Here is a 14,173-nt window from a genome sequence, read left to right as displayed (position 1 = left end):
AGGTACGCGCGATCACCCTCGATGGAGGTGAACATGGCGTCCGTGCGGTTGGGCAGGCCGGACTCGCGGACGACCCGGACGGCGTCGGCGACGTGCTCGCCGACGTCCTCGCCGACTCCCAGCGGGCTGACCGAGAACGCGACGATCATGCGCTGACCACGCCTTCGCGGCGGGCGCGGGCGGCGATGACGCCGTCGGCCTCGTAGCGCTTGAGCAGCTTGTCGCCGTACAGGCCGCCGAAGGGCAGCAGCGCGAGCAGGAAGAAGAACGCGACGCGCTTCAGCGGCCACTTGGTCTTGGACCAGACGTCGAGCAGCAGGACGGCGTAGATCACGAAGAGCACGCCGTGCAGGATGCCGAGCGGCATCATCAGGAAGTCGATGTCGGAGACCCGGCTGAGGATCGAGCCGAAGATGATCAGCGCCGGGAAGGAGAGCGCCTCGGGAATCGAGATGAGGCGCAGCCGGTGCAGGGCGGTAGCGGTCTTGATGTCCACGGGGGCACCTTCGGTGGGAGGACGGTGACAGCTTGTGAATACAGGCACAAGCTCGACCCATTGTGGCATCGGCGCGGCCGGCGCTCGGCGCCGGGGGCCGTGTCGGCCGGGTGAAGGACGCGTCCGCGCCGGCAAGGCATACGTCCCGGTTGCGTACGGGTCCGGTACCGGATGCGTATCAGGGGCCGTTCTGGGGTCCGGATCCTCCTCCGGGCCCTGTCCCGGCCGGGGGGCCTGCCGCTAACGTCGCCCCGTGGCAATGTTCCGACTCCAAGGCAGCAGAACGCTCGCCGTCGACCTGGCCGGCGACGCCGTCAAGGCGAAGAACGGCTCGATGGTCGCCTACGACGGCCGGATGACGTTCAAGAAGATGACCGGCGGCGGTGACGGGCTGCGCGGCATGGTGACCCGACGCCTGACCGGCGAGCAGATGACCGTGATGGAGGTGACCGGCCAGGGCACCTGTTACTTCGCGGACCGCGCGAGCGAGATCAACCTCGTCTCGCTGCACGGGGACAAGCTCTACGTCGAGGCGAGCAATCTGCTGTGCACCGACGCGGGGCTGCGCACCGGCACCACCTTCACCGGCCTGCGCGGCGGGGCGAGCGGCAACGGCCTGTTCACCACCACCGTCGAGGGCACCGGCCAGGTGGCGATCATGTCGGACGGCTCGGCGGTGGCGCTGCGGGTCTCGGCCCAGTACCCGCTGTTCGTCGACCCGGGCGCCTACATCGCCCACCAGGGCAATCTGCAGCAGCACTTCCAGTCCGGCGTGAACTTCCGGACGCTGATCGGCGAGGGTTCCGGGGAGTCCTTCCAGATCCGGTTCGAGGGCGAGGGCGTCGTCTACGTCCAGCCGAGCGAGCGGAACACCATCGGGGGCGATGTCTGATGCCGTTCCGTGAGATCAACTCGAAGATGGTCGAGGCGACCGTGGTTCCCGGCCAGAGGATGTACAGCCAGCGGGGCGCGATGCTCGCCTACCGCGGCGAGGTGTCGTTCACGCCGAACATCCAGGGCGGCCAGGGCGGCGTGATGTCGATGATCGGCCGGCGGGTGGCCAATGAGGCGACCCCGCTGATGACGGTCGAGGGCAGCGGAACGGTGATGTTCGGCCACGGCGGCCATCACATCCAGGTGATCAACATGACCGGCGACACCCTGTACGTGGAGGCCGACCGGCTGCTCGCCTTCGACGGGACGCTCCAGCAGGGCACGATGTTCATGGGCTCGCAGGGCGGCGTGATGGGCATGGTGCGCGGCCAGGTGACCGGGCAGGGCCTGTTCACCACCACGCTCAAGGGCCATGGCGCGGTCGCGGTGATGGCTCACGGCGGGGTGATCGAGCTGCCGATCACCCCCGGCCGCGATGTGCATGTGGACCCGCAGGCGTATGTCGCGCACCACGGCGACGTACGGAACAAGCTCTCGACCGCGCTCGGCTGGCGCGACATGGTGGGGCGCGGCTCCGGCGAGGCGTTCCAGCTGGAGCTGAGTGGCAGTGGCGCGGTGTACGTCCAGGCCTCGGAGGAGAAGCTGTGAGCACGCCCGTGGTCTTCGACCCGATGACGCTGCCGTCGGACGACAACGTCAACTCGTACACCTTCTGCGTGGAGCTCAAGGGGAGCCAGTGGTTCCTGCAGAAGGGCAAGATGATCGCCTACTACGGGCGGATCGATTTCAACGGCATCGGCCACGGCCGCTTCGAGCGGCTGATCCGTACGAGCTTCCACTCGCCGCTGCACGCGAGCGACTGGGTGGTGGCCGAGGGCAGCGGCAAGATGCTGCTCGCGGACCGGGCCTTCGATGTGAATTCGTACGACCTGGACGAGGGGAATCTGACGATCCGGTCGGGCAATCTCCTCGCGTACCAGCCGTCGCTGGCACTCAAGCAGTCGATCGTGCCGGGCTTTCTGACCCTGATCGGTACGGGGAAGTTCGTGGCCGCCTCCAACGGTCCGGTGGTCTTCATGGAGCCGCCGCTGCGGGTCGACCCGCAGGCCCTGGTGGGCTGGGCGGACTGCCCCTCGCCGTGCCACCACTACGACCACGGCTATATGACGGGCGTACTGGGCGGGCTGCGGTCGCTGACGGGCCTCGGGGGCACCTCGGGAGAGGAACACCAGTTCGAGTTCGTGGGCGCGGGTACGGTGCTGCTCCAGTCGACCGAGATCCTGATGGCCGAGCAGCCGACGGGTGCGGTGCCGGGTCAGGCCGGGGTCCCGGGCGGCGCGGGTCAACCTGGCGCCTCACCCCGTATGCCCGGTCAGCTCGGGGACCTCCAGCGTCGCTTCGGTTTGTGAACGGTACTCTGCGGAGTGTGACGTCGAACGTCCGCACCCCGCACCCGGACCCGTCTCCGGACGGGTGCCGACCGTCACGCCTCCCCACTTCGTCCGGCTTTCAACTTCTTAGGTAGAATCCATATATGGAGACCGAGACGGCCACCCGCTGGCTGAACGACGCGGAGCAGTGCGCCTGGCGCACCCACCTGGACGTCAGCAGGCTGCTGATGCACCAGCTGGAGAAGGATCTCCAGCCGTTCGGCCTGACCAACAACGACTACGAGATCCTGGTCAACCTCTCGGAGTCGGACGACCAGCGCATGCGGATGAGCGACCTCGCCGCCGCGACGCTGCAGTCCAAGAGCAGGCTCTCGCACCAGATCACCCGCATGGAGAACGCCGGCCTGGTCCGCAGGGAGAACTGCGAGTCCGACCGGCGCGGTCTGTACGCGGTCCTCACCGAGGACGGCGCGGAGACGATGCGCAAGGTGGCGCCGCACCACGTGGCGTCGGTCCGCAAGCACTTCATGGACCTGCTGACGCCTGAGGCGCTGGCGAACCTGCACGCGGCGCTGACCCCGGTCGCGGAACACCTGCGGGGACGACGCGGCAAGGTGTGACCCCCGGCGGGGCGGCGTTCAGCGGGCTCCGGGCAGCCAGAGCTCGAACCGGGCGCCGCCCTCCCGCGCACCGTCCACCGTCAGCCGCCCTCCGTGCCGGGCGGCGACGTCCCGGGCAATGGCCAGGCCCAGGCCCGCGCCGCCGTCGTCCCGGGTGCGGGCGTCGTCGAGGCGTACGAAACGTTCGAAGATCCGCTCACGCTCCTCCGGCGGCACTCCCGCCCCGTCGTCGGTGACGGCGACGACCACGCCGCCCCGTTCCGCCGCACGCACCGAGACCGTCACGGTGCTCCGCGCATGACGCTCCGCGTTGTCCAGCAGATTGCCGATCACCCGCGCCAACTGCCCACGCGAACCGGTCACTTCGAACTGCCCGGAGTCCGGCCCGGAGTCCGGCACCGACACCGTCACCGCGATCCGGTCGCCCGTGCCCTGCGAGACCTCCTCGCGGACCAGCGCGCCCAGGTCCAGCGCCGTACGGCCCGGCCGCTCCCCCGCGTCGAGCCTGGCCAGCAGCAGGAGATCGGCGGCCAGCGCCTGGAGCCGTACGGTGTCGGCGACCGCGCCCGGCACGTCCAGCAGCTCCGGATGGGCCGCCCCCACCTCCAGCTGGGTGCGCAGGGAGGCGATCGGGCTGCGCAGTTCGTGCGAGGCGTCCGCGACGAAGCGCCGCTGACGGTCGACGGAGGCCTCCAGAGCGGTGAGCGTCTCATTGGTCGTACGGGCCAGCCGGGCGATCTCGTCGCGCGAGCCGGGCTCCGGCACCCGCCGGCTCAGGTCCTCGGACGCGGTGATCGCGGCCATCTCGCGCCGGATGCCCTCGACCGGGCGCAGCGCCCGCCGGGTCACCAGCCACGTCACCGCGGCGACGACGAGCAGCAGCGCCGGCAGCCCGATCAGCATCGCACCGCGCACGGTGCCCACCGCCTCCTGCTCGGCGGCCAGCGGGGCGCCCGCGTGGACGGTCAGGGTCACCCCGGCGGAAGTCGTCGCCTTCACGGACGCGAAACGGTAGTCGGCCGTCTCGCCGTCGACATCGGCGGTGCCGTTGCCGAAGTCCGGTTCGTCTGAGTCGACTTCACCGCGGCCGGGGGCGGGGGCGGCGTGCCGGTCGTCGTCATCGCTTCCGTCGTCGCCCCCGTTGTCGTCGTCGCTCCCACCGCCGGACCCCCCGGCGGTCGGCGACGGGACCGGCGTGACCCGGTCCGTACCGGTGCCGGAGATCGCCCGGAGATCCTTGGAGACGGCGACCACGCGCCCGTCCTCGTCGGTCACCTGGACCGGATGGTCCTCCTCGTCGCGCATCTCCAGCCGGTCGTACGGCACATCGAGGGCCAGCTGCCCGGCCACTTCCCGGGCCACCACCTCGGCCTGCAAGCCCGCCTGGTCGGTGAGGTTGGCGCGCAGGACGAGGAGTACGGAGAGCCCGGCGCCGATCAGCGCGAGGGCGACCACCACCGTGGCACCCAGGGCGGCCCTGGCCCGTACCGACCTCACAGCGCCTCCAGCCGGTACCCGGCGCCGCGCACCGTGCGGATGGCGGCCGCGCCGAGCTTGCGCCGCAGCGCGCTCACGTACACCTCGACGATGTTCGGGTCGCCGTCGTAGGCGAAGTCCCAGACGTGTTCCAGGATGTCCGCCTTGCTCACCACCTGTCCGGCCCGCAGCGCGAGCTGTTCCAGTACCGCGAACTCCTTTGTGGTGAGGGTGATTTCGGCTTCGCCGAGGTGGACGCGGCGGGCGGCGGTGTCCATGCGCAGGGCGCCGACGGTGACCACCGGGGAACCGGAGCCGCCTCCTCGGCGCCGCAGCAGCGCCCGGATCCTGGCCACCAGCACGACGTACGAGAAGGGCTTGGTCAGGTAGTCGTCGGCCCCGGTGTCGAGGCCCTCCGCCTCGTCGTACTCCCCGTCCTTCGCCGTCAGCATCAGGATCGGTGTCTCGTGTCCGGCGGCGCGCAGGGCGGCGCAGACGCGGTAGCCGTTCATCCCGGGCAGCATGATGTCGAGGACGACGAGGTCGTACGCGCCCTCGGCGGCCCGGTGCAGCCCTTCGAGACCGTCGTGCACCACGTCTACGGCGAAGCCCTCGGCGGTGAGCCCCGCGGCCAGGGCCGTCGCGAGCCGCTTCTCGTCCTCCACGATCAACAGGCGCATACGCACAGGGTCGCAAACCGAACCTGAAGACGGCTTCAGGTGGCTTCAGGCTGCGTTCAGCATCACCCCGGCAATGTGGTCCTCGTCGAAACCGGCCACCCGATCGGGGAGGAACCCACATGAAGCGCAAGATCGTCATCGCCGCAGTCACCGCGGCCGTGCTGGTCGGCGGCGGAGCCGCCACGGCAGTCGCCTTCGCGGACGACGACAGCCACGACCGCGAGACCCGGTCCAGCGCGCCGAGCGGTGGCACCGCCCGCGCCGACGTGGCGGACGCCATCACGGCCGCCGTCAAGGCCGTCCCGGGCACGGTCACGGAGGCCGAGCTGGACGACGAGGACGGCGGGCTCGTCTGGGAGCTCGACGTGTACGGCTCCGACAAGGTGTGGCACGACGTGACGGTGGACGCGGGCAACGGCAAGGTGCTCGGCAAGCACGTCTCCGACGATGACGACGACCGCGACCGGCACGCGCCCCGGTCGGCCCCGGTGTCGCTGGACGCCGCGGTCGACGCCGCGCTGAAGACGAACCCCGGGACCGTGACGTCGATCGACCTGGACGACCACGACGGCCGGAGCGGCGGAGCGCTGCGCTGGGAGGTCGATGTCCGGGGCAAGGACGGCAAGCAGCACGAGCTGGACGTGGACGCGAAGTCGGGCAAGGTCACGGTGGACCGGTCGGACGACGGTCACGGGGACGACGACCGGGACGAGGACTGACGGAGTCGCCGTCGCGGTCCTGCCTCAGGGGATGTATCCGGAGACGACCGTGCCGTCGTCGAAGGTGAGGAATACGACATCACCGGCGGCCAGCAGATGCGGCGGGTCCTTGGGCGGGTAGGGGACGCCGGTGTAGCCGGTGATGTTCGTCGGCTCCCCGTCCGCCCGTCGGTACGTGCTCACCCCCACGTCCAGGGCCGAGAGGATCTGGTCTCCCGCCACCGACGGCTCGCCGCCCTCGTCCGACCGGTCGCCCGACCACTTCGACCGGCCGTCGCCCGCGTCGAAGGCGTAGGGGTGGTCGCCGTCGTTGACCACCACGGTCCCGTCGTCGGTCAGCGCCACCGGGTACCGGACCGTGATGTCCTCGGCGATGATCCGGTGCTCCTGCGGCCGGGTGACGTCGTTCATGACGGCGACCCCCGTCCCGGTCGCCCGGCAGACCAGCAAGCGGCCCTTGAGCGCCGGATCCCGGCAGGGGAAGTCGTTCGCGGGGAGTTGCTCCTTCACGGTGCCCGTCGCCCCGTCGACGATCCGGGTGCTTCCCTCGACCACGACCAGCCGCCCATCGTCGGCGACCAGGGCGGGCCGTGTGCCGGCGTAGGGCTTGTTCCACAGCTCGCCCCGGTCGCCCGTGAGCCGGCGGGCAGCCAGCCTGCCGGTGCCGGAGGTGGCGTCGCGGGTGGCGTAGTAGAGGGTGTCGCCGTCCTGGACGGCACCCGATCCGGTGTCTCCGGCGGGCAGTTGCGCGCGCCACTGCTCCGCGCCGTCCTTGATCCGGTAGCCGACCATCGCATGGCCGACGAACGCGTACACGGTCCCCTTCGTGAAGCCGGCGACGAGAGCCGCCGTGGCACCCTGTGCCCCCTTCGGCGTCTGCCAGCGCTGCTTGCCGTCGGCCGCGTCGAGTGCGGTGACCCCCTTCGTTCCGCCGCACAGCAGGGTCGACTCGGCAAGGCTGCAACCGCCCACGGCCCCCTCGACCGTGGACTGCCAGGCCTTCCATCCCGCGGGCCGGGCGGACAGATCGGTTGCGGCCTTGCCGAAGTCCCCGGTCCGGCCGCTGTCGGCCCGGGGAACCGCCCGCACACCGGCGGCCCCACCGGCGTTCGCTGGTCCGGCTCCGGGCCCCGTGGATCCGGAGCCGGCCCCGGTACCGCCGCCCCGGGGGCCGACATCCGGCCACAACAGGTAGCCCAGCAGCAGGCAGACCGTGACCGCCACGGCCGCCAGGGTCACCTGAAGCTTCCGGCGAGGCAGGCCCACCGACGTGCCCGCCCCGGAAACGGCGGCGGCGGCGAGCGGCGGGCCGGCCGGCAGCGGCGGCACGACGGGCGCGGGGGCCGGCTCGGCCGGGGCGGCGCCGGCACACTCCCGGGCTGCCCGCTCGTACGCGGCCTGCTGCGCCCTTACCCCCGGAGTCCAGGGGAACGGGACCGACGGCTGCTCCCGGAGCAGCAGAGCGGCCAGCTCCCGCGGGGCGGGGCGCTGTTCGGGCCGCGGATCGAGGCATCGGACGATCACCTCGCGCAACCGTGTCGGCACGCCGGAGAGTTCGGCCTCCCCGCGGGCGATCCGGAAGATCACCGCTGCCATGTCGGAGTCGTCGAACGGACCACGTCCCGCTGCCGCGAAGGCCAGCACCGAAGCCAGGCAGAACACGTCGGAGGCGGGCACGAGTGCCCGCGAGCCATTGACGTGCTCGGGTGAGATGTAGCCGGGGCTGCCGACCACGACACCGGTACGGGTCAACTGCGTGGCGTCGAAGGCCTGGGCGATGCCGAAGTCGATCACTTTGGGCCCGTCGGGGCCGAGAAGCACATTGCCCGGCTTGAGGTCGCGGTGCAGCACACGTACGGCGTGCATGTCGGCGAGCCCCCGGGCCAGGCCGGCACCCAGGGTCCGCACCACGGGTTCGGGCAGTGGCCCGTCGCGGGCCACCGCCTCGGCCAGCGAGGGGCCCGGGACGTACTCGGTGGCGAGCCAGGGCGTCCGGCCCGTCGCGTCGCCTCCGACGAGCGTCGCGGTGCGGGGACTGCGCACGGCGGCCGCCGCTTCGATCTCCCGCCGGAACCGGACGCGGAACCCGTCGTCCAGGTCGAGATCGGCTCGGACGGTCTTCAGCGCGACGAGTCCGCCGGCCGGCTCCCCGGCCGGCCGGGCCAGATACACCTCGCCCATGCCGCCCGCGCCGAGCAGTCCGAGGATCCGGTAGGGGCCGATCCGTGTCCGGGTGTTGGGGGCCAGGCGTTCGATCATGACGCGGACGGACCGGGCAGCGGGACGGAGAGCACCCTGCCGCCGTGGTAAATGACGTAGACGGCTCCGCCGACCGGAAGGACCTCCGGCGGCAGCACCTCGCCGGACATGACGACGCCCCACTGGAGCGTGTCGTACTCCTTGCGCAGTTCGGGCCCCGGAGCGCCCTTGAGCGCGGTTCTGCGCAGCGGACCGGGCTTGGATCCGTTGTGCAGGGCGACGCTGTACAGACTGGTGCTGTCCGCCCACACCAGGGTGTCCGCGACGATCATCGGGAGCGAGGCCGCGTTGATGCGGCTGCTGAACGATCTCCGGTCCAGCGGGTAGCTGGCGAGGGTCCTGCCGTCGTCCGGACGGACCAGGACGATCTCCGGGTCGCTGTCGTCCTCCTCCCAGGGAAGCGCGCTACGGACCAGGACGACCACATGGTCGTCGACGGCGACGAGTCTGCCGTTGTCGGTGAGTTCGTCCGGTACCGGAACCTCGCCGGCGGGTTCGAGCGAGGGGGTGCCGAGCCGGTGGACGGCCATGCGCTCGCCGTCGGCGGAGTACGTGTACACGGAGCAGTAGACGTGCGGGGCGCGGATCAGCGCGTCGTGGCACTGGGAGGTCTGCTCGTCCTTCGCCCGGCCGAGCTCCGTGCCGACGTCGGCACGCAGGGCACGCAGCCCGCCCTGGCCGAGCAGGTAGAGCACCCCGTCCCTGGTGGCCAGCGGCCAGAAGTCGTACTCCTCGACCTTGGCGATGTCCTCGCCCACCAGCGGCTTGCGCCACCTCTCCTTGCCGGTCGCCAGGTCGAACGCGGCGATCCGGGCACCGTGCGAGCTGGGGCCGATGTCCGCGAAGACCATTCCGTCGGCGACCAGCGGCGCACTCTCGAAACCGTGGGCGGACCCTGCACGGGACTCCCAACGGGTCTTCCCGGTACGGGAGTCGAGCGAGACGAGCCGGCCTCCGGTGGCGAGCAGGACCTGATCGCCGTAGACCGCGGGCCGGGTCGATCCGGACGGCGTGAAGACCTGTCCCGTGGGGCTGACCCGGGCGCCGGTCTCATCGGCGTCCAGCCGGGCCGAGTAGTCCCACAGTTTCTTCCCGTCGGCCGGTGAGAGCGCCTCGTACGAGCCGGCCGTGGTGCGGCAGACCAGGACGTCCCGGCCCGCCGCGCAGCCGAACGGCTGCCCGGTCATCCTGCTCTGCCAGCTGCGCCACCCGGCCGGACGGACGTCACGGCCGTACGGGACGGTACCGGAGCCCTCCCGGCCGCCCTGGGTGTCGATACCGGCGAGCACCGTGGCCGGCGCCTTCGGATCGCCGTCGCCGCCCTTGTCGCCCCCACGCAGGGCCAGGAGGCCGCCGGTCACGGCTCCGAGCAGGGCGAGCGCGGCCAGGGCCGCGACGAGGTTCCGGCGCCGCCGGGAGCGGCGCCGGGGTTCCGCGAGGCCGGGGCCCTGGGTGGGGGCGATGTGCACGCCCGGCGCAAAGTCCGTTCCCTGTGTGGGCAGTTGATGGGGCGCCGCCCGGCTCCCCGTGGCCGCCTCGGTGGGCGTGTAGCCCGGCAGCAGCGGCCCGTCCAGCGCGCTGACCCGGGCCAGCTCCCGTCCGTACTCCGCGATCTGCCCGGCCACCGGGGCGGACCACTCGGCGGCGGCGCCGGGCGTGAGCCGTTCGGCCAGTCCGGCGGCCGTGGGGCGGGCGGCGGGGTCGGCGGTCAGGCAGTCCTCCAGGACCGCGCGCAGCACCTCGGGCACGTCGTCCAGGTCGGCCTCGACGTACTTGACCCGGTAGAGCACGGCGGCGACCGGTCCGTCACCGAAGGGATCGCGGCCGGTGGCGGCGAAGCAGAGCACCGAGGCGAGGCAGAAGATGTCGGAGGCCGGGACGACGCGTCCGCTGCCCGCCACGTGTTCGGGGGACATGAAGGCGGGGCTGCCGACCATCCGGCTGGTGGTGGTGAGCGGTGTGGCGCCGGCGTCCCGGGCGATACCGAAGTCGATGAGGCGCGGCCCGTCGGCGGCGAGCATCACGTTGCCGGGTTTCACGTCGCGGTGGACGATCCCCGCCGCGTGGACGGCCGCCAGGGCGTGGGCGATTCCGGCGCCCAGCATCCGGACCTCGGCCTCGGCCATCGCACCGGCGCCGCGGACGGCGGCGGAGAGCGTCGGTCCGGCCACGTACGCGGTGGCGAGCCAGGGCACCTCGGCGTCCGCGTCCCCGTCGAGCAGCGGGGCGAGGTGGGGGCCGGTGACGGACCGGGCGACGGTGATCTCGCGGCGGAAGCGGTTGCGGAAGCCGGGGTCCTGCGCCACGTCGCGGCGGACCGTCTTGACGGCCACGGCGTCGCTCCCGTCGCCCCGGTCGCCCAGGAAGACCTCGCCCATGCCACCCGCGCCCAGCCGGGCCCGTATCGCGTACGGGCCGATCCGCCGGGGCGAGTCCTGCCGCAGCGGACCCAGCATGTGTCACTTCCCCCCTCGTGCGCATGACACGTGACCGGCGGCAATCCTGTCACGGACGGGGCGGCAGCAGGGCCCGAAGACGCCAATGGCACACTCCCGCCCGGTGACTGACGTGATATCAGTCATGAGCGGCGGGGCGCGCCACGGCCGGGGCCCGTTCCCGGTGCGGCCCGCAGACCGCACGCGGACCGGTTCCCTCCCCGTTTCCGGACGCGGCCCGCACGCCGCACCGGAAACGGGGGAAGGGCGGGTCAGCCCTCGCCGGTGAGCCCCGCCACCAGCTCGTCCGCCGCCGCATACGGGTCGAGGCTGCCCGCCACGATGCGTTCGGCGAGCGCGCCGAGGTGGCGGTCGCCGTGCAGATCACCGATGCGCTCGCGCAGCCGCGTCACAGCGATGGTCTCGACCTCGCGGGAGGCGCGGGCCGCGCGCCGCTCGGCGAGCACTCCGTGCTCCTCCATCCACGCCCGGTGCTTCTCCAGCGCCTCGACGACCTCGTCGATGCCCTCGCCCCGGGCGGCGACCGTCTTCACGATCGGCGGCCGCCAGTCGCCGGGGCCCCGTGATTCGCCGAGGCCCAGCATGTGGTTGAGCTCGCGCGCGGTGGCGTCCGCGCCGTCCCGGTCGGCCTTGTTGACGACGTACACATCGCCGATCTCCAGGATTCCGGCCTTTGCCGCCTGGATGCCGTCCCCCATGCCGGGTGCCAGCAGGACGACGGAGGTGTCGGCCTGGGAGGCGATCTCCACCTCCGACTGGCCGACGCCGACCGTCTCCACCAGGATCACCTCGCAGCCCGCCGCGTCCAGCACCCGGATCGCCTGCGGTGCCGACCAGGCGAGGCCGCCCAGGTGGCCGCGGGTGGCCATGGAGCGGATGTAGACGCCCGGGTCGGAGGCATGCTCCGACATCCGGACCCGGTCGCCGAGGAGCGCCCCGCCGGAGAACGGCGAGGACGGGTCGACGGCCAGGACGCCGACCCGCTTGCCGGCCCGCCGGTACGCCGAGACGAGCGCCGACGTCGATGTCGACTTGCCGACACCGGGCGAGCCGGTCAGGCCGACGACGTACGCGTTGCCCGTCAGCGGCGCCAGGGCCGCCATCACCTCGCGCAGCTGCGGCGACGCCCCCTCCACCAGGGAGATGAGCCGGGCCACGGCCCGCGGCCGGCCCGCACGTGCCTGCTCGACCAGGGTGGGGACGTCCACCATCACCGCTCCGTTCACTCGCTGCGTGCTCTACGTGTACCGCGTACCACTGGCCCGGAACGTACTACTTGCCCGGGACGCGGACGATCAGCGCGTCGCCCTGACCGCCGCCACCGCACAGCGCCGCCGCGCCGGTGCCGCCGCCGCGCCGCTTCAGCTCCAGCGCCAGGTGCAGCACCACACGGGCGCCGGACATGCCGATCGGGTGGCCCAGCGCGATGGCGCCGCCGTTGACGTTCACCTTCTCCGAAGTGACGCCGAGGTCCTTCATCGACTGGACGGCGACCGCGGCGAAGGCCTCGTTGATCTCGATGAGGTCGAGGTCCGCCACCTCCAGGCCCTCCTTCTTGAGGGCGTGCAGGATCGCGTTGGAGGGCTGCGACTGGAGCGAGTTGTCCGGACCCGCCACATTGCCGTGGGCGCCGATCTCGGCGATCCAGTCCAGGCCCAGCTCCTCGGCCTTGGCCTTGCTCATGACGACGACCGCGGCAGCGCCGTCGGAGATCTGCGAGGAGGTGCCCGCGGTGATCGTGCCGTCCTTGGCGAACGCCGGACGCAGCTTGGCGAGGGACTCCGCGGTCGTCTCCGGGCGGATGCCCTCGTCCTTGGCGAAGAGGACCGGGTCGCCCTTGCGCTGCGGGATCTCGACCGGGGTGATCTCGGCCTCGAAGATGCCGTTCTTCTGGGCCGCGGCGGCGCGCTGGTGCGAGAGGGCGCCGATCTCGTCCTGGTCGGCGCGGCTCAGCCCGAGGCGGGAGTTGTGCTTCTCGGTGGACTCGCCCATCGGGATGTTCTCGTAGGCGTCGGTCAGACCGTCGTACGCCATGGAGTCGAGCATCTCGATGGCGCCGTACTTGTGACCCTCGCGGGACTTCGGGAGCAGGTGCGGGGCGTTCGTCATGGACTCCTGACCGCCGGCGACGACGACGTCGAACTCACCGGCGCGGATCAGCTGGTCGGCGAGCGCGATCGCGTCGAGCCCGGACAGACACACCTTGTTCACGGTGAGCGCGGGAACGCTCATCGGGATGCCGGCCTTGACCGCGGCCTGGCGGGCCGGGATCTGGCCCGCACCGGCCTGCAGCACCTGGCCCATGATCACGTACTCGACCTGGTCGCCGCCGATGCCGGCCCGGTCCAGCGCGGCCTTGATGGCGAAGCCGCCGAGGTCGGCCCCGGAGAAGCTCTTCAGCGAGCCGAGGAGGCGGCCCATGGGCGTACGCGCGCCCGCGACGATCACTGAGGTGGTACCGGTCGTTCCAGACATGAGGGGCGCCCCTTGGGATGAGGAGTGAACGAGGGTTTACTTGAATGTACTGAGCGGTACCTCGCCCGTCATCCGGCAGCGGGTGTGACGGCGCGCACGTTGCGTAACCATCCGTGTGGCGCTGCACTGGTTCCATGCTGACGCGAATCGATCACATCGGGATCGCCTGTTTCGACCTCGACAAGACCGTCGAGTTCTACCGTTCGACCTACGGGTTCGAGGTGTTCCATTCCGAGATCAACGAGGAGCAGGGCGTACGGGAGGCCATGCTCAAGATCAACGATACGTCCGACGGCGGCGCTTCCTACCTCCAGCTCCTGGAGCCGACCCGGGAGGACTCGGCCGTGGGCAAGTGGCTGGCGAAGAACGGGGAGGGTGTCCACCACATCGCCTTCGGCACCGCGGATGTCGACGCCGATTCCGCGGACATCCGGGAGAAGGGGGTCAGGGTGTTGTACGAGGAGCCCAGGACCGGTTCGATGGGGTCCCGGATCACCTTCCTGCACCCCAAGGACTGCCATGGAGTCCTCACCGAACTGGTCACGTCCGCAGCGGAGCACTGACCTCCGGATACCTGGCCCGGTAGAGTGGGCTGTTCCGGGCCGGGGCCGGGTCGGGGCCGCGCCGCGTCCCCAGCCGTTGATCTGTCACCATTCCCCGGGGGACCGTTCACCGGCGAACGGTACTCGTTGGAGAGTTGCGACCAG

13 protein-coding genes and 1 pseudogene are annotated in these 14,173 nt (G+C 71.6%); 6 read left to right on the top strand and 8 right to left on the bottom strand.

Annotation, left to right across the window (positions count from 1 at the left end; translation table 11 throughout):
* Nucleotides 1-11: 11 nt before the first annotated feature.
* Nucleotides 12-149: pseudogene (locus ACFVX4_RS22635) on the bottom strand (MTH1187 family thiamine-binding protein); the annotation flags it as partial.
* Nucleotides 146-496, bottom strand: a complete 351-nt coding sequence (locus tag ACFVX4_RS22630) for a DUF3817 domain-containing protein (RefSeq protein ID WP_266426613.1) — start codon at nucleotides 494-496, stop codon at nucleotides 146-148. The gene ACFVX4_RS22630 and the pseudogene ACFVX4_RS22635, both read right to left, overlap by 4 nt.
* Nucleotides 497-755: 259 nt before the next feature.
* Between ACFVX4_RS22630 and ACFVX4_RS22625 the strand changes: the two genes are divergently transcribed.
* The 4 genes from ACFVX4_RS22625 (at nucleotide 756) to ACFVX4_RS22610 (ending at nucleotide 3,401) form a co-directional block, all read left to right on the top strand.
* On the top strand, nucleotides 756-1,388 hold the full coding sequence (locus tag ACFVX4_RS22625; RefSeq protein ID WP_389980320.1) for an AIM24 family protein: 633 nt from the start codon (nucleotides 756-758) through the stop codon (nucleotides 1,386-1,388).
* Nucleotides 1,388-2,038, top strand: coding sequence for an AIM24 family protein (locus tag ACFVX4_RS22620; RefSeq protein ID WP_389980188.1), 651 nt, complete (start codon nucleotides 1,388-1,390; stop codon nucleotides 2,036-2,038). Before ACFVX4_RS22625 ends, ACFVX4_RS22620 begins: the two co-directional genes overlap by 1 nt.
* Entirely contained in the window at nucleotides 2,035-2,799 is a 765-nt protein-coding gene (locus ACFVX4_RS22615; RefSeq protein ID WP_389980186.1) for an AIM24 family protein, read from the top strand. Before ACFVX4_RS22620 ends, ACFVX4_RS22615 begins: the two co-directional genes overlap by 4 nt.
* Before the next feature lie 125 nt (nucleotides 2,800-2,924).
* Entirely contained in the window at nucleotides 2,925-3,401 is a 477-nt protein-coding gene (locus ACFVX4_RS22610; RefSeq protein ID WP_266426606.1) for a MarR family winged helix-turn-helix transcriptional regulator, read from the top strand.
* A gap of 18 nt (nucleotides 3,402-3,419) precedes the next feature.
* Here ACFVX4_RS22610 and ACFVX4_RS22605 read toward each other — a convergent pair whose 3' ends face one another.
* Both ACFVX4_RS22605 and ACFVX4_RS22600 read right to left on the bottom strand, forming a co-directional pair.
* Nucleotides 3,420-4,898 (bottom strand): ATP-binding protein, encoded by a 1,479-nt coding sequence (locus ACFVX4_RS22605; RefSeq protein WP_389980183.1) that lies wholly within the window; start codon nucleotides 4,896-4,898, stop codon nucleotides 3,420-3,422.
* On the bottom strand, nucleotides 4,895-5,557 hold the full coding sequence (locus ACFVX4_RS22600) for a response regulator transcription factor (protein ID WP_385329679.1): 663 nt from the start codon (nucleotides 5,555-5,557) through the stop codon (nucleotides 4,895-4,897). The genes ACFVX4_RS22605 and ACFVX4_RS22600 overlap by 4 nt, the downstream gene beginning before the upstream one ends.
* Before the next feature lie 119 nt (nucleotides 5,558-5,676).
* On the opposite strand from ACFVX4_RS22600, the gene ACFVX4_RS22595 reads away from it, so the two are divergent.
* Nucleotides 5,677-6,276 (top strand): PepSY domain-containing protein, encoded by a 600-nt coding sequence (locus ACFVX4_RS22595; RefSeq protein WP_389980181.1) that lies wholly within the window; start codon nucleotides 5,677-5,679, stop codon nucleotides 6,274-6,276.
* A gap of 24 nt (nucleotides 6,277-6,300) precedes the next feature.
* Here the strand turns inward: ACFVX4_RS22595 and ACFVX4_RS22590 are convergent, their stop codons facing one another.
* The 4 genes from ACFVX4_RS22590 to ACFVX4_RS22575 form a co-directional block, all read right to left on the bottom strand.
* Nucleotides 6,301-8,535, bottom strand: a complete 2,235-nt coding sequence (locus ACFVX4_RS22590) for a protein kinase (RefSeq protein WP_389980179.1) — start codon at nucleotides 8,533-8,535, stop codon at nucleotides 6,301-6,303.
* On the bottom strand, nucleotides 8,532-10,991 hold the full coding sequence (locus ACFVX4_RS22585) for a PQQ-binding-like beta-propeller repeat protein (protein WP_389980177.1): 2,460 nt from the start codon (nucleotides 10,989-10,991) through the stop codon (nucleotides 8,532-8,534). The genes ACFVX4_RS22590 and ACFVX4_RS22585 overlap by 4 nt, the downstream gene beginning before the upstream one ends.
* Before the next feature lie 251 nt (nucleotides 10,992-11,242).
* The gene (gene meaB / locus ACFVX4_RS22580) at nucleotides 11,243-12,202 is read right to left on the bottom strand and encodes a methylmalonyl Co-A mutase-associated GTPase MeaB (RefSeq protein WP_389980175.1); all 960 of its coding nucleotides are present in this window, start codon (nucleotides 12,200-12,202) and stop codon (nucleotides 11,243-11,245) included.
* A gap of 61 nt (nucleotides 12,203-12,263) precedes the next feature.
* Nucleotides 12,264-13,466 (bottom strand): acetyl-CoA C-acetyltransferase, encoded by a 1,203-nt coding sequence (locus ACFVX4_RS22575; RefSeq protein ID WP_389980173.1) that lies wholly within the window; start codon nucleotides 13,464-13,466, stop codon nucleotides 12,264-12,266.
* 134 nt (nucleotides 13,467-13,600) lie between these two features.
* Between ACFVX4_RS22575 and mce the strand changes: the two genes are divergently transcribed.
* Nucleotides 13,601-14,029, top strand: a complete 429-nt coding sequence (gene mce / locus ACFVX4_RS22570) for a methylmalonyl-CoA epimerase (RefSeq protein ID WP_072486742.1) — start codon at nucleotides 13,601-13,603, stop codon at nucleotides 14,027-14,029.
* Nucleotides 14,030-14,173 lie beyond the last annotated feature (144 nt).

Source organism: Streptomyces sp. NPDC058240 (assembly GCF_042882135.1).
In the GTDB taxonomy this organism is placed as follows: domain Bacteria; phylum Actinomycetota; class Actinomycetes; order Streptomycetales; family Streptomycetaceae; genus Streptomyces.
The sequence above is the reverse complement of the archived record's forward strand: the minus strand, read 5'-3'. Positions and strand labels throughout refer to the sequence as shown.